Here is a 24,808-nt window from a genome sequence, read left to right as displayed (position 1 = left end):
CCTGTCTAGTTCTCAAGGAAATCGACATGTCCGCAGTTGAAACAAGCAAGAAGTCCGAAGTCGTTGCGCAATTCGCACGCGCAGCTAACGACACCGGATCCCCCGAAGTTCAGGTCGCGCTGCTCACGACCCGCATCAACGAACTGACCGTTCACTTCAAGGCACACGCGAAAGATCACCACAGCCGCCGCGGTCTGCTGCGCATGGTGAGCCGCCGTCGCAAGCTGCTCGACTACCTGAAGGGCAAGGACGCGGATCGTTACCGCAGCCTGATCGAGAAGCTGGGTCTGCGTAAGTAATCGGCCAGTCGTTCAGCAAGATGCCTGTGTCAGTTCCACTGATACAGGCATTTTGTTTTTGCACGGTGCGCTTCATGTGACGCGCATCGCCTGTGCTCCGCAGTGGCGTGCCGGTTCATGCGGCGGGTGCAGGAAAGAGCAGTACTTGCAGTAAACAAGGCAGTAACAAGGCAGTAGAGCAGGCAGCAAAAAAGAAACACGGCCGGGCCTCAGGGCAGAGCTTTGTGTCATTCCAGCGGTTCGCGCACGTACTCGACGTAGGGCGTGGTTCTCTGGAATGGCATAACACTACTCTTCCCATGCGGCGCCGGTCTGGCGTTGCCGCGCCGCTTCTGGTCCGCGCGGCACTACGATGAGGAAAAGCAATGACTATGTTCAATAAGATCGTCAAAGAGTTCAAGTGGGGACAACATAACGTTCGCCTCGAAACCGGCGAAATCGCTCGTCAAGCAAGCGGCGCGGTGATCGTCGACGTCGAAGACACCGTCGTGCTGGCGACCGTGGTCGGCGCCAAGACGGCCAAGCCGGGTCAGGACTTCTTCCCGCTGACCGTCGACTACCTCGAAAAGACCTATGCCGCCGGCAAGATCCCGGGTGGCTTCTTCCGTCGCGAAGGCCGTCCGTCGGAAGGCGAAACATTGATCTCGCGCCTGATCGACCGTCCGCTGCGTCCGCTGTTCCCGGAAGGCTTCTACAACGAAGTCCAGGTCGTGATCCACGTGCTGTCGCTGAACCCGGAAATCCCCGCTGACATCCCCGCGCTGATCGGCGCGTCGGCGGCGCTGGCGGTGTCCGGCCTGCCGTTCAACGGCCCGGTCGGCGCAGCGCGCGTAGCCTACATCAACAACGAATACGTGTTGAACCCGACGCGTCCGCAAATGAAGGAATCGGCGCTCGACCTGATCGTCGCCGGTACGGAACGCGCGGTGCTGATGGTGGAATCCGAAGCGCAGCAACTGAGCGAAGAAGTGATGCTCGGCGGCGTGGTGTTCGGCCATGAGCAGATGCAGATCGCGATCGACGCGATCCACGAACTGGTCCGCGAAGGCGGCAAGCCGGAGTGGGACTGGCAACCGGCGGCGAAGAACGAGCCGCTGATCGCGCGCGTGACGGAACTGGCGCAAGCCGATCTGCTCGCCGCTTACCAGATCCGCGACAAGCAGGCGCGTTCGACCAAGCTGAAGGAAGTCTACGCAGCGACGTCGGCGAAGCTCGAGGCAGACGCGTCGGCAGCGGGCACGGTAGCGGCCGACAAGGCCACTGTCGGCAACGTGCTGTTCGACATCGAAGCGAAGATCGTCCGCACGCAGATCCTGAACGGCGAGCCGCGTATCGACGGCCGCGACACGCGCACCGTGCGCCCGATCGAAATCCGTACCGGCGTGCTGCCGCGTACCCACGGCTCGGCGCTGTTCACGCGCGGCGAAACGCAAGCACTGGTGGTCGCCACGCTGGGCACGAAGGGCGACGAGCAGAACATCGACGCGCTCGAAGGCGAGTACCGCGAGCGCTTCATGCTCCACTACAACATGCCGCCGTTCGCAACCGGCGAAACGGGCCGCGTCGGTTCGCCGAAGCGCCGTGAGATCGGTCACGGCCGTCTCGCCAAGCGCGCGTTGGCCGCGTGCCTGCCGAGCGCCGACGAATTCGGCTACTCGATCCGCGTCGTGTCGGAAATCACCGAATCGAACGGTTCGTCGTCGATGGCTTCGGTGTGCGGCGGCTGCCTCGCGCTGATGGACGCCGGCGTGCCGATGAAGGCGCACGTCGCCGGCATCGCGATGGGCCTGATCCTCGAAGGCAATCGTTTCGCCGTGCTGACCGACATCCTGGGCGACGAAGATCACCTCGGCGACATGGACTTCAAGGTGGCGGGCACCGAGCAAGGGGTGACCGCGCTGCAGATGGACATCAAGATCCAGGGCATCACCAAGGAGATCATGCAGGTCGCCCTCGCGCAAGCGAAGGAAGGCCGTATGCACATCCTCGGCAAGATGACCTCGGCGGTGTCGGGCGCGAACACGCAATTGTCGGAATTCGCACCGCGCATGATCACCATCAAGATCAACCCGGAAAAAATCCGCGACGTGATCGGCAAGGGTGGTTCGGTGATCCGCGCGCTGACCGAAGAAACCGGCACGACGATCGACATTTCGGACGACGGCATCGTCACCATCGCGAGCACGAGCAGCGAAGGGATGGCCGAAGCGAAGAAGCGCATCGAGAACATCACGCTGGAAGTCGAAGTGGGCCAAGTGTATGAAGGCACCGTGCTCAAGCTGCTCGATTTCGGCGCGATCGTGAACATCCTGCCGGGCAAGGACGGTCTGCTGCATATCTCTGAAATCGCCAACGAGCGTATCAAGGACATCAACGACTATCTCAAAGACGGTCAGCAGGTGAAGGTCAAGGTCATCCAGACGGACGAGAAGGGCCGCGTGCGGTTGTCGGCCAAGGCGTTGCTGAACGACGCCGCGAACGGCGCGCCGCAAGGCGAACCGACGCCGCAGTAATGCGGTAGTGGGGCAACGGCCGGCAGCGTGAATGCGCGCCGGCCGTTTTTCATGCAGGGTGCAGGGTGGATTGCGTTGCGCACATATGCAAACGCAGACAAGCGGGTACTCTAGTTGCATCGGGCGCTGTGCCGCAGGTCAGACGATTCGAGTCTGTCGCGACGAGCAACGGGTACGCAAGGGTATGCAACGCAATCCAATCTTGGAGTTGACGCAGATGAAAGCGATCGAAATCACCGAATTCGGTGCGCCGGACGTCCTCAAGCTGGCTGAGCGGCCCACGCCGCAGCCCAAAGCGGGCGAGGTGCTGATCAAGGTGGCGGCGTCCGGCATCAATCGTCCGGACGTGTTCCAGCGCAAGGGCGGCTATGCGCCGCCGCCGGGCGCATCCGATCTGCCGGGGCTGGAGGTGGCGGGCGAGATCGTCGGCGGCACGATCGACGAGAAGAACAACCCGTTCGGTCTGAAGATCGGCGATCGCGTTTGCGCGTTGCTGGCCGGCGGCGGCTACGCGGAATACGCGGCCGCGCCGCTGCTGCAATGTCTGCCGGTGCCGGCGGGTTTGTCGGATGTCGAAGCGGCTTCGTTGCCCGAGACGTTCTTCACGGTATGGAGCAACGTGTTCGACCGTGCGCAACTCGGCAAGGGCGAAGGCGCGCCGAACGAAACGCTGCTGGTGCAGGGCGGCTCGAGCGGCATCGGCGTGACGGCGATCCAGATTGGGCACGCGCTCGGCTATCGCGTGTTCGCGACCGCCGGCTCCGATGAAAAGTGCCGCGCGTGCGAGGCGTTGGGCGCCGAGCGGGCGATCAACTACAAGACGGAAGATTTCGTCGAAGTGATCAAGTCGCTGACCAACGACCGTGGCGTCGACGTGGTCCTCGACATGGTCGCGGGCAGCTACGTGCCGCGCGAACTCACGGCCTTGGCCGAGGGTGGCCGCATCGTGCTGATTGCGCTGCTGGGTGGCGCGAAAGCGGAGTTGAACCTGAACGAAGTGTTGCGCCGCCGTTTGACCGTGACTGGCTCGACGCTGCGTCCGCGGCCAATCGAATTCAAGGCGAAGATCGCCGCGCAACTGAAAGAGCACGTGTGGCCGCATCTCGAAGCGGGCCGCATCAAGCCGGTGGTGCACCGCGTGTTCCCGGCCGCGCAGGCCGCCGACGCGCATGCGCTGATGGAAAGCAGCACGCACGTCGGCAAGATCGTGCTGGCTTGGGGTCAGGACGCTTGACACGGCCGGGTTGACACGGTCGGTTTGACCCGATCCACCCCACGCAGTAAAATTGCGCGTTTTGCGCACGCCGAATGAATCCGGAAGGCGGACTGTAGGCGCAAACGAAGTCCGCCGCCACGCAAGACGGAACAAGACGAGACGATGTCGAAACAACAACGAGGCAAACTGGTAGTCGGTAACTGGAAGATGCACGGGCGTCTCGCCGCGAATGTCACGCTGTTGCAGGCCGTGGCACAAGGCGCGGGCGAACTGCCGGCCGACGTGCGTGTCGGCGTGTGCGTGCCGAGCCTCTATCTCGCGCAGACTCAGTCGTTGCTCGAAGGCAGTCCGGTTGTGTGGGGCGTGCAGGACGTATCCGCGTTCACGCATGGCGCCTATACCGGCGAAGTGGCTGCGCCGATGGTGACGGATTTCGGCGCAACGTTGGCGATCGTCGGACACTCGGAGCGTCGTGCCTATCATCGCGAAAGCGCGGAACTGGTAGCGGTCAAGACGCAGCGTGCGCTCGAAGCGGGTTTGATGCCAATCGTCTGCGTGGGCGAAACGCTCGAAGAGCGCGAAGCCGGTTCGACCGAGCAGGTGGTCGGCGCGCAACTGGACGAAGTGCTGGCGAAAGTGTCGGTGCAGGAGGCGGCCCGTCTGGTCGTCGCCTACGAGCCGGTCTGGGCGATCGGCACCGGCAAGAGCGCAAGCGCGGCACAAGCGCAGGCAGTCCATGCGTTTCTGCGTTCGCGTCTGGCGGCAAAGGGCGAGGCGGTGGCGGATGTGCCGCTGTTGTACGGCGGCAGTGTGAAGCCGGAAAATGCGGAAGAATTGTTCCGTCAACCGGATATCGACGGCGGCCTGATCGGCGGCGCGTCGTTGAAGGACCAGGATTTCCTGGCGATCTGCAAGGCGGCGGCCGCAACCAGCGTCGCCGGTTAAGCAGGGCGTCTCGGCGAGGATGACCCCATCCCGTGGAACACGTTGTGTGTGACGCGGTTAAATAAAGACTCAGGTGAGTGTGATGCTGTATTTGAAAACATTGATTATCGTCGTTCAGCTGTTGTCGGCACTCGGGGTCATTGGCCTTGTCTTGCTGCAGCACGGCAAAGGCGCCGATATGGGCGCTGCTTTTGGCAGCGGCGCATCAGGCAGCCTGTTCGGCGCAACCGGCTCGGCCAACTTCCTGTCGCGGACCACGGCAGTGCTCGCGGCAGTGTTTTTTGTCACGACGCTGGCGCTCACTTATCTCGGCGCGTATCGCTCGAAGCCTTCCGCAGGCTTGCTGGGCGCGGCGGTAACCGCGCCGGTTGCCGGATCCGCGGCTTCCGCGCCGGCCGCTGGCTCGGCTCCATTGGCTGCGTCGCCGGCATCGGCTGCGTCGCTCCCCGCGACTGACGTGCCGAAATAAATTTTCGTTCAAAGTGCCTTTTGTGCGTTGAACAAACTGTTTAAACAAGTTACAATTCAAGTCTTGAAGCGATTCGCGGGTTTTACAAGTTGTTTTCCCGGATTGCATGCAGTGCCGACGTGGTGAAATTGGTAGACACGCTATCTTGAGGGGGTAGTGGCGAAAGCTGTGCGAGTTCGAGTCTCGCCGTCGGCACCAAAATGTTATCTAAATGCCAGCCGCTTGCTTCGCTTCGGCTGGCATTTTCACTTTCAGGGCACGGCTTGCGTTGGACTTGCGGCATGTGCATTTCGGAAGTGATTTCGCGTCAGGAGTGCTATGCTCTTGGCGGCACTCAGAACCAACCGATAGAGGATAGTCTTGAACCTCGCAGCCTATTTCCCCGTCTTGTTGTTCCTCGTTGTAGGCACCGGTTTAGGCGTAGCGCTGGTCAGTATCGGCAAGATTCTTGGTCCCAACAAGCCTGATACCGAGAAAAACGCACCGTACGAGTGCGGCTTCGAAGCATTCGAAGATGCGCGCATGAAGTTCGACGTGCGCTATTACCTCGTCGCCATTCTCTTCATCATTTTCGACCTTGAAACCGCGTTCCTGTTCCCGTGGGGCGTGGCCTTGCGCGATATCGGCTGGCCTGGCTTCATGGCAATGATGATTTTCCTGCTCGAATTCCTGCTGGGCTTTGCCTATATCTGGAAGAAAGGCGGCCTCGACTGGGAATGATGGATTAATCGCCGGTTTGCGTGGGTGGCCAAGGCTTGCCGCCCCGTCTGGAGTGGAAAGCAAATGAGTATCGAAGGGGTCTTGAAAGAAGGGTTTGTCACCACCACGGCAGACAAACTGATCAACTGGACGCGCACCGGCTCGTTGTGGCCGATGACGTTCGGTCTTGCGTGCTGCGCGGTCGAGATGATGCATGCGGGTGCTGCCCGTTATGACCTTGACCGCTTCGGCGTGGTGTTTCGTCCGAGTCCACGTCAGTCGGACGTGATGATCGTCGCCGGCACGCTGTGCAACAAGATGGCGCCCGCTCTGCGCAAGGTCTACGACCAGATGGCCGAGCCGCGCTGGGTGATCTCGATGGGTTCGTGCGCGAACGGCGGCGGCTATTACCACTACTCCTATTCGGTGGTGCGCGGCTGTGACCGGATCGTGCCGGTCGACGTCTATGTGCCGGGTTGCCCGCCGACCGCAGAAGCGCTGGTGTACGGCGTGATCCAGTTGCAGGCCAAGATTCGCCGCACCAACACCATCGCCCGTCAATAAGGCCAACGCCTCCTCCCCACAATATGGCAAGCAAACTCGAGACCCTGAAAGCGAACCTCGAGGCGGCCTTTGGCGGCCTCCTGTTGAGCACCACCGAGGCAATCGGTGAGTTGACGATCGTCGTGAAGGCAAGCGACTACCTCAACGTGGCAACGCGTCTGCGTGACGACCGTGCGCTCGGTTTCGAGCAATGCGTGGACCTGTGCGGCGTAGACTATCAGACCTATGCCGACGGCGCTTACGACGGTCCGCGTTTCGCGGCCGTTCTGCATTTGTTGTCGGTGCAGAACAACTGGCGTTTGCGTCTGCGCGTGTTCGCACCGGACGACGAAGTGCCGATCCTGCCGTCCGTCGTCGAAATCTGGAATTCGGTCAACTGGTACGAGCGCGAAGCATTCGACCTGTACGGTATCGTCTTCGAAGGCCACCCGGACCTGCGCCGTATCCTGACCGACTACGGTTTCATCGGTCACCCGTTCCGTAAAGATTTCCCTGTCTCCGGCTACGTCGAAATGCGTTACGACCCGGAAGAGAAGCGCGTCGTCTATCAGCCTGTGACGATCGAGCCGCGGGAGATCACGCCGCGCGTGATTCGCGAAGATCGCTATGGCGGTCTGAAACACTAAGAGAACGCCATGGCAGAGATCAAGAACTACACGCTCAACTTCGGTCCTCAGCATCCGGCAGCGCACGGTGTGCTGCGCCTCGTGCTCGAACTGGACGGCGAAGTCATCCAGCGCGCCGATCCGCACATCGGTCTGCTGCATCGCGCGACTGAAAAGCTCGCCGAAACCAAAACGTTCATCCAGTCCGTGCCGTATATGGACCGTCTCGACTACGTGTCGATGATGGTCAACGAGCACGGCTACGTGATGGCGATCGAAAAGCTGCTCGGCATCGACGTACCGGTGCGCGCGAAATACATCCGCGTGCTGTTCGACGAAGTCACGCGCGTGCTGAACCACCTGATGTGGATCGGCGCGCACGCGCTCGACGTCGGTGCAATGGCGGTATTCCTGTATGCGTTCCGCGAACGCGAAGATCTGATGGACGTGTACGAAGCGGTGTCCGGCGCACGGATGCACGCGGCCTACTATCGTCCAGGCGGTGTCTATCGCGATCTGCCGGACGCGATGCCGCAATACAAGGCTTCGAAGATCCGCAATGCGAAGGCATTGTCGCGGATGAACGAGAACCGCCAGGGTTCGCTGCTGGATTTCATCGACGACTTCTTCACGCGTTTTCCGAAGTGCGTCGACGAGTACGAAACGCTGCTCACCGACAACCGGATCTGGAAGCAGCGTCTGGTCGGTATCGGTGTGGTCAGCCCGGAACGCGCGCTGCAACTCGGTATGACCGGCGCGATGCTGCGCGGCTCGGGCATCGAGTGGGATCTGCGCAAGAAGCAACCGTACGAAGTCTACGACAAGCTCGATTTCGACATTCCGGTCGGCGTGAACGGCGACTGCTATGACCGCTATCTGGTTCGCGTCGAAGAAATGCGCCAATCGACGCGGATCGCGAAACAGTGCATTGAATGGCTGCGCAAGAATCCGGGCCCTGTGATGATCGATAATCATAAGGTTGCGCCGCCGTCGCGCGTCGGTATGAAGTCGAACATGGAAGAGCTGATTCACCACTTCAAGCTGTTCACGGAAGGCTTCCACGTTCCCGAAGGCGAGGCGTACGCCGCTGTCGAACATCCGAAGGGCGAGTTCGGCATCTACCTGATCTCGGACGGCGCGAACAAGCCATATCGCCTGAAGATCCGCGCACCGGGCTATGCGCACCTGTCCGCGCTGGACGAAATGGCGCGCGGTCACATGATCGCCGACGCCGTGACGATCATCGGCACGCAGGACATCGTGTTCGGCGAAGTGGATCGCTAGGACGTATTCATCGGCGCGCGGCTTCAGATTGCACCGAAGCGCGCGTCAAGCAAAGGAACGCCGGGTCTGTCGCAGTGTGACGTGAGCGACGGGTTTTCGTTCGGTAGGAATTGAAAGAGTCGTGTCTGAAAATGATCTCAGCTGAAGGCCTGAAAGAAATCGATCGTGCGATCGCGAAGTATCCCGCCGATCAGAAACAGTCCGCCGTGATGTCGGCGTTGGCCACTGCTCAGGAAGAGCATGGCTGGCTGTCTCCCGAACTCATGCAGTTCGTCGCGGACTATCTCGGCATGCCGGCAGTCGCCGTGCAGGAAGTAGCTACTTTCTACACGATGTACGAGACCTCGCCGGTCGGCAAACACAAGATCACACTCTGCACGAACCTGCCTTGCCAGCTCGGTCCGGACGGCGGTTCCGACAGCGCCGCTGAATACCTGAAGCAGAAGCTCGGCATCGACTTCGGCGAAACCACGCCCGACGGCAAGTTCACCCTGAAAGAAGGTGAGTGCATGGGTTCGTGCGGCGACGCGCCGGTGATGCTGGTGAACAACCATCGCATGTGCAGCTTCATGAGCCGCGCGAAGATCGACCAGCTGCTCGAGGAACTTTCGAAATGACGTCTTTACACGATCGTCACATCAAACCGCTGATTCTCGCCGGCCTGAACGGCGACAATTGGCATCTCGAAGACTATGTGGCGCGCGGCGGTTACGCCCAGCTGCGCCGCATTCTGGAAGAAAAGATTCCGCCCGAGCAGGTGATCGCCGACGTCAAGGCGTCGGGTCTGCGCGGCCGTGGCGGTGCCGGCTTTCCGACCGGTCTGAAGTGGAGCTTCATGCCGCGTCAGTTCCCGGGCCAGAAGTACCTCGTCTGCAATTCGGACGAAGGCGAACCGGGCACGTTCAAGGACCGCGATATCCTGCGCTTCAATCCGCACTCGCTGATCGAAGGTATGGCGATCGGCGCGTACGCGATGGGCATTACGGTCGGCTATAACTATATCCACGGCGAAATTTTCGAAGTCTATAAGCGCTTTGAACAAGCGTTGGACGAAGCTCGCCGCGCCGGGTTCCTCGGCGAGAACATCATGGGTTCGGGCTTCTCGTTCGAACTGCATGCGCACCACGGTTACGGCGCCTACATCTGCGGCGAAGAAACCGCGCTGCTCGAATCGCTGGAAGGCAAGAAAGGCCAGCCGCGCTTCAAGCCGCCGTTCCCGGCGAGCTTCGGCGTGTACGGCAAGCCGACCACGATCAACAACACCGAGACGTTCGCCGCAGTGCCGTTCCTGCTCGCAGTCGGCGCGCAGAATTACCTTGAAATCGGCAAGCCGAACAATGGCGGCACCAAGATTTTCTCGGTGTCCGGCGACGTGGAGCGTCCGGGCAACTATGAAATTCCGCTCGGCACGCCGTTCGCGACGCTGATGGAACTCGCGGGCGGTATCCGTGGCGGCAAGAAGATCAAGGCCGTGATTCCTGGCGGTTCGTCGGCGCCTGTGGTGCCAGGCGAGATGATGATGCAAACCGACATGGACTACGACTCGATCGCCAAGGCTGGCTCGATGCTCGGGTCTGGCGCGGTCATCGTGATGGACGAGACGCGTTGCATGGTGCGCTCGCTGTTGCGGCTGTCCTATTTCTACTACGAAGAGTCGTGTGGTCAATGCACGCCTTGCCGTGAAGGCACGGGCTGGCTGTACCGCGTCGTACATCGGATCGAGCATGGGCTCGGCCGTCCGGAAGATCTGGATCTGCTGAACTCGGTCGCGGAAAACATCATGGGGCGCACGATTTGCGCGCTCGGCGATGCAGCGGCCATGCCGGTTCGCGGCATGCTCAAGCACTACTGGGACGAATTCGAATATCACGTCGCCCACAAGCATTGCCTCGTCGGCGGTCATGCCGGCGCGGCGGCGGCGTCGGAAACAGTAGCTGCGTGAGTTGACCAGCTGAATGGCTGACTAGCTACCCACCAGACGAATACGTCAACCGCGGGATTCGTCGCCTGAAAACGGGCGATGAACTGGAACGATTGAGCGGTAACAGGTTAAGGAAGATTGACCATCATGGTTGAACTTGAAATAGACGGCAAGAAAGTAGAGGTGCCTGAAGGCAGCATGGTGATCCAGGCTGCGCATAAGGTCGACACGTACATTCCTCATTTCTGCTATCACAAGAAGCTGTCGATTGCGGCCAACTGCCGGATGTGTCTCGTCGATGTCGAGAAGATGCCGAAGGCCGTGCCTGCATGCGCGACGCCGGTATCGGCGGGCATGATCGTGCGCACCAAGTCGGACAAGGCCGTGAAGGGCCAGCAAGCCGTGATGGAATTCCTGCTGATCAACCACCCGCTGGATTGCCCGATCTGCGACCAGGGTGGCGAATGCCAGTTGCAGGATCTGGCCGTGGGTTACGGCAAGTCGGCATCGCGCTACAGCGAAGAAAAGCGCGTGGTGTTCCATAAGAACGTCGGCCCGCTGATCTCGATGGAAGAGATGTCGCGTTGCATTCACTGCACGCGCTGCGTGCGCTTCGGCCAGGAAATCGCCGGCGTGATGGAACTCGGCATGCTGGGTCGCGGCGAGCATTCGGAAATCACGTCGTTCGTCGGCAAGACAGTCGACTCGGAACTGTCGGGCAACATGATCGACTTGTGCCCGGTCGGCGCGCTGACCAGCAAGCCGTTCCGTTACAGCGCCCGCACGTGGGAGCTGTCGCGCCGCAAGTCGGTGAGCCCGCACGATTCCGTCGGCGCGAACCTCGTGGTGCAAGTCAAGAACAATCGCGTGATGCGTGTTCTGCCGTTCGAAAACGAATCCATCAACGAATGCTGGATCTCGGACAAGGACCGCTTCTCTTACGAAAGCCTGAACAGCCCCGAACGTCTGACGCATCCGATGCTCAAGCAGGGCGGCCAGTGGGTCGAAACCGACTGGCAGACCGCGCTCGAGTACGTGGTCAAGGGCCTGAAGGGCATCAAGGGCGACCACGGCGCGAACGCGCTGGCCGCGCTCGGCAGCGCTCACAGCACGGTCGAAGAACTGTTTCTGCTTAAGCAGCTCGCGCAAGCAGTCGGCACGCCGAACGTCGACTTCCGTCTGCGTCAGTCGGACTTCTCGGCACCCGTCAACGGTGCACCGTGGCTCGGCGCGTCCATCGCCGATCTGTCGAACGTCGACGCCGCATTGGTGATCGGTTCGGATCTGCGCCGCGATCATCCGCTGTTTGCAGCGCGTCTGCGCCAGGCGGCGAAGAACGGCGCGAAGCTCACGCTCGTGCAGGCCACCAGCGACGACGCACTGATTCCGCAAGCAAAACGCGTGGTTGCGGCGCCGTCGGCATGGCTCGACGCGTTGGCGGGCATTGCCGGCGCGGTGTCGGAAGCCAACGGCGTGGCGCTGCCGGACGCATTCGGCGGCACGCAGCCGACCGACGCCAACAAGCAGGTCGCGAAGTCGCTCGCCACAGGCGAACGCCGTCTCGTGCTGCTCGGCAACGGCGCGGTCCGTCACCCGGACTTCGCGGTCATTCATGCGGCCGCGCAATGGATTGCCGACGCGACCGGCGCGACGCTGGGCTTCCTCTCGGAAGCGGCCAACACGGTCGGCGCGCATCTCGTGAACGCGCTGCCGGGCGAGGGTGGCCTGAACGCTCGCGAAGTGTTCGAGCAGCCGCGCAAGGGTTATGTGTTGCTGAACGTCGAACCGGAATTCGACACGGCCAATCCGGCGCAGGCTTTGGCCGCGCTGAAGCAGGCCGAAATGGTCGTGGTGATGTCGCCGTTCCAGATCGGCGCCGAATACGCCGACGTGCTGCTGCCGATCGCGCCGTTCACGGAAACCGCCGGCACGTTCGTCAATGCCGAAGGCACGGTGCAGACGTTCAACGGCGTGGTGCGTCCGCTGGGCGACGCGCGCCCGGCGTGGAAAGTGTTGCGCGTGTTGGGCAGCCTGCTCGGCGCGCCGGGTTTCGAATTCGACACAGCGGAAGAAGTGCGCAATGCCGCGCTGGGCGACGGCGAGCTGACCTCGCGCCTGTCGAACAAGACCGGCGTCGCGGTCGCGCGCGGCAAGTCGACGAAGGCGGCGGAAGGCAAGTTCGAGCGGATCGCCAACGTGCCGATCTATCACGCCGACGCGCTGGTGCGTCGCGCGCAATCGCTGCATCTCACCGCGGCGGCACGCGCGGCGAACTCGGTCGGTTTGCCGGCCGCGCTGTTCGACAAACTGGGTTTGAAGGAAGGCGACGCCGTGCGCGTGCGCCAGGGCGAGCAATCGGTGCAGTTGCCGGCCGTGCGCGACGCGAATCTTGCGGAGACGGTCGTCCGCGTATCGGCGGCTACGCCTGCCGGTGCGGCGCTGGGCAGCCTGTTCGGTGAACTGCTGGTGGAGAAGGCGTAAATGAGCTTGTTCGATACGATCAACTCGGGCGGCACCCAGCTTCTCGGTGTGGCATGGCCCACGGTGTGGGCGCTGGTGCGCATCCTGGTGGTGGCCGTCGTGATCCTGCTGTGCGTGGCTTACCTGATTCTGTGGGAGCGTAAGCTGATCGGCTGGATGCACGTGCGTCTCGGCCCGAACCGCGTCGGTCCGGCAGGTCTGCTGCAGCCGATCGCCGACGTGCTGAAGCTCCTGCTCAAGGAAGTGATTCAGCCGGCTCAAGCGAGCCGCTGGATTTACCTGATCGCGCCGATCATGGTGGTGGTGCCGGCGTTCGCGGTATGGGCGGTGATTCCGTTCCAGGCCGGCGCGGTGCTCGGCGACATCAACGCGGGTCTGCTGTACGCGATGGCGATTTCGTCGATCGGCGTGTACGGGGTGATTCTCGCCGGTTGGGCGTCGAACTCGAAGTACGCGTTCCTCGGCGCAATGCGCGCCGCGGCGCAGATGGTCTCGTATGAAATTTCGATGGGCTTCGCGCTGGTCGTCGTGTTGATGACGGCGGGCACGCTGAACCTGTCGGGCATCGTCAGTTCGCAGGAGCACGGCTTCTTCGCGTCGCACGGCCTGAACTTCCTGTCGTGGAACTGGCTGCCGCTGTTGCCGATGTTCGTCGTGTACTTCATCTCGGGTATCGCCGAAACGAACCGTCACCCGTTCGACGTGGTGGAAGGCGAGTCGGAAATCGTCGCGGGCCACATGATCGACTACTCGGGGATGGCGTTCGCGCTGTTCTTCCTCGCCGAATACATCAACATGATCGTGATCTCGGCGTTGGCTGCAACCCTGTTCCTTGGCGGCTGGAGCGCACCGTTCGGCTTCCTGTCGTTTATCCCGGGCATCGTATGGCTCGTCGCCAAGGTTTTCTTGCTGTTGTCGGTGTTCATCTGGGCGCGCGCTACGTTCCCGCGCTACCGCTATGACCAGATCATGCGTCTGGGCTGGAAGATTTTCATTCCGGTCTGCGTGGTGTGGCTGGTGGTAGTCGGCTTCTGGATCATGTCGCCGTTGAACATCTGGAATTAAGGGCGGATGAACCCATGACCGCAATCCAAAACTTTTTCAAGACCTTCTTCCTGACGGAGCTGCTCAAGGGCCTCGCGCTGACCGGACGTTATGCGTTCCAGCGCAAGATCACGGTGCAGTTCCCGGAAGAGAAGACCCCGATCTCGCCGCGTTTTCGCGGCCTGCATGCGCTGCGCCGTTATGAGAACGGCGAGGAGCGCTGCATCGCTTGCAAGCTGTGCGAAGCGGTGTGCCCGGCGCTCGCCATCACGATCGAATCGGAAACACGCGCAGACAACACGCGCCGCACGACGCGCTATGACATCGACCTGACCAAGTGCATCTTCTGCGGGTTCTGCGAAGAAAGCTGCCCGGTCGATTCGATCGTCGAGACGCACATTCTCGAGTATCACGGCGAGAAGCGCGGCGACCTGTACTTCACGAAAGACATGCTGCTGGCCGTCGGCGATCGCTACGAAGCGGAGATCGCTGCGAATAAGGCAGCCGACGCACCGTATCGTTGAAGCGCTTCGCTGTTAATGCAGTAAACGCGGCGGTAAACGCAGCAGTAAAAGCAGTAACACGGCCTGTTGTCGGGCCGAGCGCCGCGGCCTGAACGCCGCGGCACGGCGCACCTGTGCAGCAGTTCGGGCGGTTTCGCCCGCTTTGCCAAGTACGCGTGCCAAAGAACAATGCCTGACGATGGCCTAACGATGAACCGGTAATCATGGAATTCACGACCGTACTGTTCTACATCTTCGCGCTGCTCCTGGTTGTCTCGGGGCTGAAGGTGATCACCTCGCGCAACCCGGTATCGTCCGCACTGTTTCTGGTGCTGGCGTTCTTCAACGCAGCCGCGATCTGGATGCTGCTGGAGGCCGAGTTCCTTGCGATCCTGCTGGTGCTGGTCTACGTCGGCGCGGTGATGGTGCTGTTCCTGTTCGTCGTGATGATGCTGGACATCAATCTCGACGTGCTGCGCAAAGACTTCAAACGCTTCGTGCCGATGGCCACGCTGGTGGGCGCGATCATCGTGATCGAAACCGCGCTGATCCTGTGGCACGGCTACGGCGCAACCGGCACGGCGCTGCGCGACACCTCCGCGGCCGCGAACGGTATGGGCGACTGGTCGAACACGCGCCTGATCGGCAAGGTCATCTACACCGACTACATCTTCGCGTTCGAAATCGCCGGCCTCGTGCTGCTAGTGGCGATCATCGCGGCAATCGCGCTGACCACGAGCCACAAGAAAGACAGCAAGCGACAGAACGTCAGCGCGCAGGTCAAGGTGCGTGCGCAGGACCGTGTACGCATCGTGAAGATGGCGTCGGAGAAAACCGCGGCAACCGTCGCGGCAGAAGAAGCCGCCGCAGCTGCAGCAGCGGCCGAGTCGGCTCCTGCTAAAAACAGCTGAGCGGACAGGAGATAGAAATCATGTTGACCCTTGCCCATTACCTTGTCCTCGGCGCGATCATGTTTGCGATCAGCGTCGTCGGCATTTTCCTGAACCGCCGCAACGTCATCATCATCCTGATGGCGATCGAACTGATGCTGCTCGCGGTAAACACCAATTTCGTCGCGTTCTCGCATTATCTGGGCGACGTGCATGGCCAGATCTTTGTCTTCTTCGTGCTGACGGTTGCAGCGGCGGAAGCGGCGATCGGCCTCGCAATTCTGGTGACCCTGTTCCGTAGTCTCGACACGATCAATGTCGAGGATCTCGATCAGCTCAAAGGTTAATTTCAGGAAAAGCGGTTATGTCCACGATACTCAATGAAAACCTGCTGTTGGCCATCCCGTTGGCACCGCTCGCCGGTTGCCTGGTTGCAGGACTGTTCGGGAAGGCGGTAGGGCGAGCCGGTGCGCACTCGGTCACGATCCTCGGCGTCGCGATCTCGTTCATCCTCTCGGCCATCGTGTTCTTCCAGGTGATGGACGGCGCAAGCTTCAACGCGACCGTCTATCAATGGATGGCGATCGGCAAGACGCAATTCGAAATCGGCTTCCTGGTCGACTCGCTGACGGCGATGATGATATGCGTGGTGACCTTCGTGTCGCTGATGGTGCACATCTACACGATCGGCTACATGGCCGACGACGACGGCTACCAGCGCTTCTTCTCGTACATCTCGCTGTTCACGTTCTCGATGTTGATGCTCGTGATGAGCAACAACTTCCTGCAACTGTTCTTCGGCTGGGAAGCAGTGGGTCTCGTGTCGTACCTGCTGATCGGCTTCTACTTCAAGCGTGAGAGCGCGATCTACGCGAACATGAAGGCGTTCATCGTGAACCGCGTCGGCGACTTCGGTTTCCTGCTGGGCATCGGCCTGCTGTTCGCGTTCGCCGGTTCGATGAACTACGGCGACGTCTTCGCGAAGCGCACCGAACTCGCCGCGTTGACCTTCCCGGGCACGGACTGGGGTCTGCTGACGGTGGCCTGCATTTGCCTGTTCATCGGCGCGATGGGTAAGTCGGCGCAGTTCCCGCTGCACGTCTGGCTGCCGGACTCGATGGAAGGCCCGACGCCGATTTCCGCGCTGATTCACGCGGCAACCATGGTGACGGCCGGTATCTTCATGGTCACGCGCATGTCGCCGCTGTTCGAACTGTCGGATACGGCGCTGTCGTTCGTCCTGGTCATCGGCGCGATCACCGCGCTGTTCATGGGCTTCCTCGGGGTCGTCCAGAACGACATCAAGCGCGTGGTGGCGTACTCCACGCTGTCGCAGCTCGGTTACATGACGGTCGCGCTCGGCGCGTCGGCTTACTCCGTCGCCGTGTTCCACCTGATGACGCACGCGTTCTTCAAGGCGCTGCTGTTCCTCGGCGCGGGTTCGGTGATCATCGGCATGCACCACGACCAGGACATGCGCAACATGGGCGGCCTGCGCAAGTACATGCCGATCACGTGGATCACGTCGCTGGTCGGTTCGCTGGCGCTGATCGGCACGCCGTTCTTCTCGGGCTTCTACTCGAAAGACTCGATCATCGACGCGGTAAAGCTGTCGCATCTGCCGGGTTCGGGTTTCGCGTACTTCGCGGTGGTGGCGAGCGTGTTCGTCACTGCGCTGTACTCGTTCCGCATGTACTTCATGGTGTTCCACGGCAAGGAGCGCTTCCGCGACCCGAAGCATCCGGAATCGCCGATGGGCGCGGAAGCCGCGGCGCATGGGCATCACGCTCATGGCCACGACGCTCATGGCCACGGTCACGACGACCACGCTCACGAGCCGCATGAAACGCCGTGGGTGGTGTGGCTGCCGCTGGTGCTGCTGGCGATACCGTCGGTGGTGATCGGTGCGATCGGGGTCGGTCCGATGCTGTTCGGCGACTTCTTCCAGCATGGCGTGGCGTTCGACAAGGTGATCTACATCAGCGAAAACCATCCGGCGCTGCACGAGATGGCCGAAGAGTTCCAGGGCTGGGCGTCGATGGGTCTGCACTCGGTGTCGGGTCTGCCGGTCTGGCTGGCGCTCGCGGGCGTGGTGGTCGCGTGGTTCCTGTATCTGGTTCGTCCGGACCTGCCGGCTGTGATCAAGCGCGCATTCGGCCCGATCTACACGTTGCTCGATAACAAGTACTACATGGACAAGATCAACGAAGTCGTGTTTGCACGGGGCGCCGTGGCAATTGGCCGTGGTCTCTGGAAGGAAGGCGACGTCGTCGTGATCGACGGCATCGTCAACGGCAGCGCACGCTTTATCGGGTGGTTTGCCGGCGTGATCCGTTTCCTCCAATCCGGCTACATCTACCACTACGCGTTTGCCATGATTCTCGGCATGTTGGGGCTCCTGACCCTGTTTGTAACGCTCGGCGGCAAATAAGGCGAGGGACACTAATGCACGCTTATCCGATTCTCAGCATCGCGATCTGGTTACCGATCCTCGTCGGTCTCCTGGTCCTGGCTATCGGTTCCGACCGGAACCCGGCACCTGCGCGCTGGATCGCGCTGATCGGCTCGGTCGTCAGTTTCCTCGTGACGATCCCGCTGATCACCAGTTTCGATTCGAGCACCGCCGATCTGCAGTTTGTCGAACAGGCGACCTGGATCGAACGCTTCCACATTACCTATCATCTGGGTGTCGACGGCATCTCGATGTGGTTCGTGGTGCTGACCGCATTGATCACGGTGATCGTCGTGATCTCCGCGTGGGAAGTGATCACGAAGAACGTCGCGCAGTACCTTGCGGCGTTCCTGATCCTGTCGGGCATCATGGTCGGCGTGTTCAGCGCAGCCGACGGCATGCTGTTCTACGTGTTCTTCGAAGCGACGCTGATCCCGATGTACATCATCATCGGCGTGTGGGGTGGGGCGAACCGCGTGTACGCGGCATTCAAGTTCTTCCTGTACACGCTGGCGGGCTCCCTGCTGATGCTGGTCGCGTTGCTGTACCTGTACGTGGAAACCGGCACGTTCGACCTCGCCACGTGGCAGCACGCGCAGATCGCGATGACGCCACAGGTGCTGCTGTTCATAGCGTTCTTCCTGGCCTTCGCGGTGAAGGTGCCGATGTGGCCGGTGCACACGTGGTTGCCTGACGCCCACGTGGAAGCGCCGACCGGCGGGTCGGTCGTGCTGGCCGCGATCATGCTGAAGCTGGGCGCATACGGTTTCTTGCGGTTCTCGTTGCCGATCACGCCTGACGCAAGCCACTTCCTCGCGCCCGTCGTCATCACGCTGTCGCTGATCGCGGTGATCTACATCGGTCTGGTCGCGATGGTGCAGGCCGACATGAAGAAGCTGGTCGCGTATTCGTCGATCGCACACATGGGCTTCGTCACGCTTGGCTTCTTCATCTTCAACCAGCTCGGTGCGGAAGGCGCGATCGTGCAGATGATTTCGCACGGTTTCGTGTCGGGCGCGATGTTCCTGACCATCGGCGTGCTGTACGACCGCATGCACTCGCGTCAGATCGCCGATTACGGCGGCGTCGTCAACGTGATGCCGAAGTTCGCGGCATTCGTAATGCTGTTCGCGATGGCCAATTGCGGCTTGCCGGGCACCTCCGGTTTCGTCGGCGAGTTCATGGTGATTCTGGCTTCCGTCCAGTACAACTTCTGGATCGCGGGCGGTGCGGCAGTCACGCTGATTCTCGGCGCGGCCTACACGCTGTGGATGTACAAGCGGGTGTACTTCGGCGCGGTCGCCAACGATCACGTGAAGGGCCTGCTCGACATCAACCGTCGCGAGTTTTTCATGCTGGCAGTGCTCGCCGCACTGACGCTGTTCATGGGCCTGTATCCGAAGCCCTTTACCGATGTGATGCACGTATCCGTGGAAAACCTCCTCTCCCACGTTGCGCAGTCGAAGCTGCCGTTGCCTCAGTAACGCCGAGCGGAGGAATTTAAAGACCATGCAAAACGCCCCTATGACTGCTCTGTTGCCCGACGCACTGGTGATGTTCGCCGTTGTCGTCGCGTGGCTCAACGACACGTTCGTCGGCCAGGACGGTCGCCGTACCACGTATTTCATCGCATTCTTCTCGACGCTGGTCGCCGGCATCTGGTTTGCGATGAACGCGTTCGACCCGCAAGTGCGCTACTTCTTCGGCCACATGTACGTGGTGGACCCGTTCGCCAACGTGATGAAGGCGGTGGTGTCGCTCGGCTACGCCGTGTCGATCGTTTATTCGCGCCGCTACCTCGAAGATCGCGGTTTGTTCCGCGGCGATTTCTTCCTGTTGGGCATGTTCTCGCTGCTCGGCCAGCTCGTGATGATCTCGGGCAACAACTTCCTGACGCTGTATCTCGGTCTGGAACTGATGTCGCTGTCGCTGTACGCCGTGATCGCGCTGCGTCGCGAAGTGGCGCAGTCGAACGAAGCCGCGATGAAGTACTACGTGCTCGGCGCGCTGGCTTCCGGGTTCCTGCTGTACGGCATCTCGATGCTGTACGGCGCGACCGGCTCGCTCGACCTGAACGAAGTGTTCAAGGCAATCGGCACGAGCCACTACGATCCGAGCGTGCTGCTGTTCGGTGTGATCTTCATCGTGGCCGGCGTGGCGTTCAAGATGGGCGCGGTGCCGTTCCACATGTGGGTGCCCGACGTGTACCAGGGTGCTCCGACGGCGATGACGCTGATCGTCGGCGGCGGCCCGAAGGTCGCGGCATTCGCGTGGGGTCTGCGCTTCCTCGTGATGGGTCTGCTGCCGCTCGCGGTCGAATGGCAACAAATGCTGGTGATTCTGGCGGCGCTGTCGCTGATCGTCGGCAACATCACCGGTATCGTGCAGCGTAACGTCAAGCGCATGCTCGCGTATTCGGCGATCTCGAACATGGGCTTCGTGCTGCTCGGACTGCTGGCCGGCGTGGTCGACCAGAAGACTGTGGGCGCCGCCAACGCGTACGGTTCGGCGATGTTCTACAGCATCGTCTATCTGATTACGACGCTCGGCACCTTCGGCGTCATCATGCTGCTGGCCCGTCGCGATTTCGAAGCGGACACGCTCGAGGACTTCAAGGGCCTGAATCAACGCAGCCCGGTGTTCGCGTTCGTGATGATGATCATGATGTTCTCGCTCGCCGGCATTCCGCCCGCGGTGGGCTTCTACGCGAAGCTCGCGGTGCTGCAGGCGACCATGAATGCCGGTCTGACATGGCTCACGGTGCTGGCCGTGATCACGTCGCTGTTCGGCGCGTTCTACTACCTGCGTATCGTCAAGCTGATGTATTTTGACGAGCCGCAAGACAAGTCGCCCATCATGGCCGACACCAGCACGCGCGCTTTGCTCGCGCTCAACGGTGTTGCCGTGCTGGTGCTCGGTATCGTGCCGGATCCGCTGTTGAAGGCTTGCCTGCAGGCTATCCAGCACACGCTGCTGCTCTGATGTCGGCAGCAGGCTGGTTTATCGTGTTGTTGGCGCTGGTCGGCGCCAACCTCCCTTTCCTGAATCAGCGCCTCTTTGCCGCCGTGCCGTTAAAAGCGGCGAAGAAGAGTGCGTGGATCCGCATAGCCGAATTGATCGTGCTGTATTTCGTGGTCGGCGCGCTCGGTTTTCTGCTCGAAGCGCGAGCGGGGAACCGCTTCGAACAGGGTTGGCAGTTCTACGCGATTACGTTCGCACTGTTCGTCGTGCTCGCATTTCCCGGCTTTACCTTCCAATATCTCGTCAAACGCCGCTGACGGCGTCTCGCCGTCGCGCACCAGGCTGTCCTGAGGTCCGCATATGGCTGAACTTCCCGATCTTCCCGATCACGACGCTGCGCTTACCGAGACCTGTGTCGACAGCAAGACGGTCCATCAAGGTCCGTTTCTGACGGTCAAGTGCGATACCGTGCGCTTGCCGGACGGCAAGCAGGCGACTCGCGAATACGTGCAGCATCCGGGCGCCGTGATGGTGATTCCGTTGTTCGACGACGGCCGCGTGCTGCTGGAGAGCCAGTACCGCTATCCAATGGGCAAGGTGATGGTCGAATATCCGGCCGGCAAGCTCGACCCGAACGAGAGCGCGCTGTCCTGCGCAATCCGTGAACTGCGCGAGGAAACCGGCTATACGGCGCGTGAATACGTGTATTTGACGCGCGTTCATCCGATTATTTCCTATTCCACCGAATTCATTGATATCTACATCGCGCGCGGTCTGACGGCGGGCGAGCGCAAGCTCGACGACGGCGAGTTTCTCGAACTCTTCACGGCGACTGTGGCGGAGGTGTCCGAGTGGGTGCGCACCGGCAAGATCACCGATGTGAAGACGATCATCGGCACGTTCTGGCTGGAGAAGGTGTTGTCGGGCGCGTGGCCGACCGCGGCGCCGGAATAACGCGCTGCGGCGCGCGGCCGCTTTGAATCTGCGAAAAGGAAGCCCCTGTCGGTCTATGACCGGAAGGGGCTTTGTCATTGTTGGACGCGATTTCGAGCGAGTATGCGGCGCAATGGCTGAAAAACTGTGTCTTCTTCCTATACCATCCGGCCGTCTCGCGCGGCGACCCTCATAACGCTAGTATGAATCTCTGATTGTGGCGTTTGCCATTATCTTTGTTTTGGATAACGAACGATATGAGATGGATTTGATTTCGGGTGGAGTCATGGTTGTCACTTGACAACCATGACTCCACCCGCTAAATTGGGAGGGTGTCGATGGTCAGAGGAAGCCACTCTAAAAAGGAAATCGAGGCCGCGTTGGCCTATGCGGAGAAAAACGGCTGGCGCGTTCAGAGCGGCGGGAAAGGCCACGCCTGGGGCAAGATTTACTGTCCTTACAAAGACGCGGAATGTCGTTGCGGAGAGTTCTGCATATCGAGCGTCTGGAGTACGCCGAAAAATCCGGGCAACCACGCAAGGCACTTGCGGCGCATCGTCGACAACTGCACTGCTGGCCGGTAGCAGATTGATTTAATGCCGAAAGGTTAGGTTGGATCAAGGCAGGAGTAACGTATGGAATATGTGTTCACCTTGAAGTACCGGCTGGCAGCGCACGATTGCGATGTCGACGAGATCGTCGAGCGTCTGGGCGAAGCAGGCTGCGACGACGCAACCGTGGGCGTGGGGCAGCCAGGCCGCATCGCGCTGCTCTTTTCTCGCGAAGCTGCGTCCGCGTTCGAGGCGCTGGTCAGCGCACTCAAAGACGTCAAACGAGCGGTGCCCTCCGCGCGGCTGGTCGAGGCGGGGCCGGATTTCGTCGGTCTCACCGACGTTGCCGAGGTTGCCGGCGTGTCGCGGCAGAACATGCGCAAGCTGATGCTGAGTCACGCAATCGACTTCCCTGCGCCGGTCCACGAGGGCAGTGCATCGGTTTGGCATCTGTCGGACATTCTCGACTGGCTAACCGAGCGCGGCGGGTACGACATCAAGGCAGACGTGGCGGATGTCGCGAAATCGGCGAAGCAGATCAATCTTGCCAAGGAAGTGCGTGAACTCGAGCCGCGGTTCAACCGCCAACTCGCGAGTCTGGTCGCATAGCAACCCGACGGCGGCTCATGCGCAGAGGCAGCGGGCTCGATGTGATCGGCAGCTCTCGGCGCAAAGCGGTAAAATCGCGCACCACGTTCGATTTGGCAACAATGTCCGGCGTTGGTGCGGCGTCCGTGAAATTTTGCGAACGACCGTTCACAAAATTTGATTTTGCGCTAAACTGGCACGCAAGCCCTGATTCCACATGAAGGTCCTCGATTTACAGTGTCCGCATGGCCATCGGTTCGAAGGCTGGTTCGCTTCGGCTGATGACTTTGAATCGCAGCAGTCCCGCAAGCTCGTCGAATGTCCGATCTGCGGTGCGAACGAAGTGAGCCGTTTGCCGTCGGCACCGCGCCTGAATCTATCGGGCGCGACCGAGACGAAGCAGCCGGCGGGCGCAGGTGAAATGCAGGCGCGTGTCATGCGCGCTCTGCGAGAGGTACTGGAAAAGACCGAGAACGTGGGCGACCGCTTCGCCGAGGAAGCGCGGCGCATTCACTACAACGAAGCGCCCGCACGCAATATTCGCGGTGTTACGACACCTGAAGATGCGCGTGCCTTGGTCGAAGAAGGCATCGAAGTGATGCCGCTACCGGTCCCGGCTGCTCTGAAGGAACCGCTGCAATAGCGCAGTGGCTCTCTGGCGGCGGGTGGTCGCGGCCAGGAGACACGACGCATGAATCTGGACTATTCCCCCGCTGACGACGCGTTCCGCGCCGACATCCGCGCCTGGCTCGAAGCGAATCTGACTCGCGAGCTGAGCGACAAGGTGCTCAATCACAAGCGTCTTTCCCGCGAAGACTTCGCAAGCTGGCACAAGCTGCTCGGCACGCGCGGCTGGTCGGCAATCGCGTGGCCGCGAGAATACGGCGGCCCGGGCTGGGACGCGACCCAACGGCACATCTGGGAAGAAGAGTGCGCGCGTATCGGCGCGCCGTCCGTGCTGCCATTCGGTGTTTCGATGGTGGCGCCCGTGCTAATGAAATACGGCAATGAGGCACAGAAGCGCCATTATTTGCCACGTATTCTCGACGGCACCGACTGGTGGTGCCAAGGCTATTCCGAGCCGGGCTCCGGTTCCGATCTGGCGTCGCTGCGTACCCGCGCCGAGCGCGTCGATGACCATTATCTGGTCAACGGTCAGAAAACCTGGACCACACTGGGCCAATACGCAGACATGATGTTCTGCCTCGTGCGCACCGACAGTGGCGCCAAGAAGCAGGAGGGCATCTCCTTCCTGCTGATCGACATGAAAACGCCGGGCATCACCGTGCGCCCCATCATCACGCTCGACGAGGAGCACGAAGTCAACGAGGTGTTCTTCGAAGACGTGAGGGTGCCGGTCGAAAACCTGGTTGGTGAGGAGAATCGCGGCTGGACTTATGCGAAGTATCTGCTCGGCCACGAGCGTACGGGCATTGCGCGCGTCGGGCAGTCGAAGCGCGAACTCGTATTCCTGAAGCGCGTTGCGCTGGATCAGAAGAAGAACGGCAAACCGTTGCTGCAAGATCCGGTTTTCGCCGCGAAAGTCGCGAGCCTCGAGATCGAGCTGATGGCGCTCGAAGTCACCGTGCAACGCGTGGTCGCTAATGAGGCAGGCGGGCGTGGACCGGGACCGGAAGCGTCGATGCTGAAAATCAAAGGCACGGAAGTGCAACAGGCGCTCACGGAGCTGATGTTCGAGGCAATCGGGCCGCTTGCCGCGCCATTCGACCCGCAGTTCCTCGAAGGCGAACGCGAGCATAGCGTGGCCGGCGACGACGATGCCGCGCCGCTGGCCGCGTACTACTTCAACTTCCGCAAGACGTCGATTTACGGCGGCTCGAACGAAATTCAAAAGAACATCATCGCTCAGATGATTCTCGGACTTTGAGG

25 protein-coding genes and 1 tRNA gene are annotated in these 24,808 nt (G+C 61.1%); all 26 read left to right on the top strand.

Annotation, left to right across the window (positions count from 1 at the left end):
* Positions 1-26: 26 nt before the first annotated feature.
* The 26 genes from rpsO to FVF58_RS31655 all read left to right on the top strand — a co-directional run bounded on the left by rpsO (position 27) and on the right by FVF58_RS31655 (position 24,806).
* Positions 27-299, top strand: coding sequence for a 30S ribosomal protein S15 (rpsO, locus tag FVF58_RS31780; protein WP_149673734.1), 273 nt, complete (start codon positions 27-29; stop codon positions 297-299).
* Positions 300-664: 365 nt separating this feature from the next.
* Positions 665-2,812, top strand: coding sequence for a polyribonucleotide nucleotidyltransferase (gene pnp, locus FVF58_RS31775; RefSeq protein WP_149673733.1), 2,148 nt, complete (start codon positions 665-667; stop codon positions 2,810-2,812).
* A 217-nt stretch (positions 2,813-3,029) separates the two neighbouring features.
* The gene (locus FVF58_RS31770) at positions 3,030-4,046 is read left to right on the top strand and encodes an NAD(P)H-quinone oxidoreductase (RefSeq protein WP_149673732.1); all 1,017 of its coding nucleotides are present in this window, start codon (positions 3,030-3,032) and stop codon (positions 4,044-4,046) included.
* 144 nt (positions 4,047-4,190) lie between these two features.
* Positions 4,191-4,973, top strand: coding sequence for a triose-phosphate isomerase (tpiA, locus tag FVF58_RS31765; RefSeq protein ID WP_149673731.1), 783 nt, complete (start codon positions 4,191-4,193; stop codon positions 4,971-4,973).
* Positions 4,974-5,055: 82 nt separating this feature from the next.
* Entirely contained in the window at positions 5,056-5,442 is a 387-nt protein-coding gene (secG, locus tag FVF58_RS31760; protein WP_149673730.1) for a preprotein translocase subunit SecG, read from the top strand.
* Between the two features lie 113 nt (positions 5,443-5,555).
* Positions 5,556-5,640: transfer RNA gene (locus FVF58_RS31755), tRNA-Leu, on the top strand.
* 162 nt (positions 5,641-5,802) lie between these two features.
* Positions 5,803-6,162, top strand: coding sequence for an NADH-quinone oxidoreductase subunit A (locus tag FVF58_RS31750; protein WP_013339872.1), 360 nt, complete (start codon positions 5,803-5,805; stop codon positions 6,160-6,162).
* Positions 6,163-6,225: 63 nt separating this feature from the next.
* On the top strand, positions 6,226-6,705 hold the full coding sequence (locus tag FVF58_RS31745; RefSeq protein ID WP_006052903.1) for a NuoB/complex I 20 kDa subunit family protein: 480 nt from the start codon (positions 6,226-6,228) through the stop codon (positions 6,703-6,705).
* Between the two features lie 23 nt (positions 6,706-6,728).
* Positions 6,729-7,331 (top strand): NADH-quinone oxidoreductase subunit C, encoded by a 603-nt coding sequence (locus FVF58_RS31740; protein WP_149673729.1) that lies wholly within the window; start codon positions 6,729-6,731, stop codon positions 7,329-7,331.
* Positions 7,332-7,340: 9 nt separating this feature from the next.
* Complete coding sequence (locus tag FVF58_RS31735; protein ID WP_149673728.1) at positions 7,341-8,594, top strand: NADH-quinone oxidoreductase subunit D; 1,254 nt, start codon at positions 7,341-7,343, stop codon at positions 8,592-8,594.
* Between the two features lie 131 nt (positions 8,595-8,725).
* Positions 8,726-9,211 carry an NADH-quinone oxidoreductase subunit NuoE gene (nuoE, locus tag FVF58_RS31730; RefSeq protein ID WP_149673727.1) on the top strand — a complete coding sequence of 162 codons (486 nt, stop codon included), beginning with the start codon at positions 8,726-8,728 and terminating at the stop codon, positions 9,209-9,211.
* Entirely contained in the window at positions 9,208-10,536 is a 1,329-nt protein-coding gene (nuoF, locus tag FVF58_RS31725) for an NADH-quinone oxidoreductase subunit NuoF (protein WP_149673726.1), read from the top strand. Before nuoE ends, nuoF begins: the two co-directional genes overlap by 4 nt.
* 126 nt (positions 10,537-10,662) lie before the next feature.
* On the top strand, positions 10,663-12,996 hold the full coding sequence (gene nuoG, locus FVF58_RS31720; RefSeq protein WP_149673725.1) for an NADH-quinone oxidoreductase subunit NuoG: 2,334 nt from the start codon (positions 10,663-10,665) through the stop codon (positions 12,994-12,996).
* Positions 12,997-14,061, top strand: a complete 1,065-nt coding sequence (gene nuoH, locus FVF58_RS31715) for an NADH-quinone oxidoreductase subunit NuoH (RefSeq protein WP_149673724.1) — start codon at positions 12,997-12,999, stop codon at positions 14,059-14,061. It begins immediately after the preceding gene.
* 14 nt (positions 14,062-14,075) lie between these two features.
* On the top strand, positions 14,076-14,564 hold the full coding sequence (gene nuoI / locus FVF58_RS31710; RefSeq protein ID WP_063495298.1) for an NADH-quinone oxidoreductase subunit NuoI: 489 nt from the start codon (positions 14,076-14,078) through the stop codon (positions 14,562-14,564).
* Between the two features lie 203 nt (positions 14,565-14,767).
* Positions 14,768-15,454 (top strand): NADH-quinone oxidoreductase subunit J, encoded by a 687-nt coding sequence (locus FVF58_RS31705; protein WP_149673723.1) that lies wholly within the window; start codon positions 14,768-14,770, stop codon positions 15,452-15,454.
* A gap of 20 nt (positions 15,455-15,474) precedes the next feature.
* Positions 15,475-15,780 carry an NADH-quinone oxidoreductase subunit NuoK gene (gene nuoK / locus FVF58_RS31700; protein WP_149673722.1) on the top strand — a complete coding sequence of 102 codons (306 nt, stop codon included), beginning with the start codon at positions 15,475-15,477 and terminating at the stop codon, positions 15,778-15,780.
* Positions 15,781-15,797: 17 nt separating this feature from the next.
* Positions 15,798-17,864, top strand: coding sequence for an NADH-quinone oxidoreductase subunit L (gene nuoL, locus FVF58_RS31695; RefSeq protein ID WP_149673721.1), 2,067 nt, complete (start codon positions 15,798-15,800; stop codon positions 17,862-17,864).
* 14 nt (positions 17,865-17,878) lie between these two features.
* A complete protein-coding gene (locus FVF58_RS31690) occupies positions 17,879-19,369 on the top strand; it encodes an NADH-quinone oxidoreductase subunit M (RefSeq protein WP_149673720.1) in 1,491 nt (496 codons plus the stop codon).
* Positions 19,370-19,394: 25 nt separating this feature from the next.
* A complete protein-coding gene (gene nuoN / locus FVF58_RS31685) occupies positions 19,395-20,867 on the top strand; it encodes an NADH-quinone oxidoreductase subunit NuoN (RefSeq protein ID WP_149673719.1) in 1,473 nt (490 codons plus the stop codon).
* Positions 20,867-21,163: a DUF2818 family protein gene (locus FVF58_RS31680; protein WP_149673718.1), complete on the top strand. Its 297-nt coding sequence runs from the start codon at positions 20,867-20,869 to the stop codon at positions 21,161-21,163. The genes nuoN and FVF58_RS31680 overlap by 1 nt, the downstream gene beginning before the upstream one ends.
* A 43-nt stretch (positions 21,164-21,206) precedes the next feature.
* Positions 21,207-21,800: an NUDIX domain-containing protein gene (locus FVF58_RS31675; RefSeq protein ID WP_149673717.1), complete on the top strand. Its 594-nt coding sequence runs from the start codon at positions 21,207-21,209 to the stop codon at positions 21,798-21,800.
* Positions 21,801-22,117: 317 nt separating this feature from the next.
* A complete protein-coding gene (locus FVF58_RS53155) occupies positions 22,118-22,363 on the top strand; it encodes a hypothetical protein (protein ID WP_149673716.1) in 246 nt (81 codons plus the stop codon).
* Between the two features lie 51 nt (positions 22,364-22,414).
* Entirely contained in the window at positions 22,415-22,939 is a 525-nt protein-coding gene (locus FVF58_RS31665; protein WP_149673715.1) for a helix-turn-helix transcriptional regulator, read from the top strand.
* A gap of 196 nt (positions 22,940-23,135) precedes the next feature.
* Positions 23,136-23,561 carry a DUF1178 family protein gene (locus FVF58_RS31660; protein WP_149673714.1) on the top strand — a complete coding sequence of 142 codons (426 nt, stop codon included), beginning with the start codon at positions 23,136-23,138 and terminating at the stop codon, positions 23,559-23,561.
* Between the two features lie 48 nt (positions 23,562-23,609).
* Positions 23,610-24,806 (top strand): acyl-CoA dehydrogenase family protein, encoded by a 1,197-nt coding sequence (locus FVF58_RS31655; protein ID WP_149673713.1) that lies wholly within the window; start codon positions 23,610-23,612, stop codon positions 24,804-24,806.
* The last annotated feature ends 2 nt before the right edge of the window (positions 24,807-24,808 follow it).

The sequence above is a fragment of the Paraburkholderia panacisoli genome (assembly GCF_008369935.1).
Lineage (GTDB): Bacteria > Pseudomonadota > Gammaproteobacteria > Burkholderiales > Burkholderiaceae > Paraburkholderia > Paraburkholderia panacisoli.
This window is presented reverse-complemented; position numbering and strand designations above follow the sequence as displayed.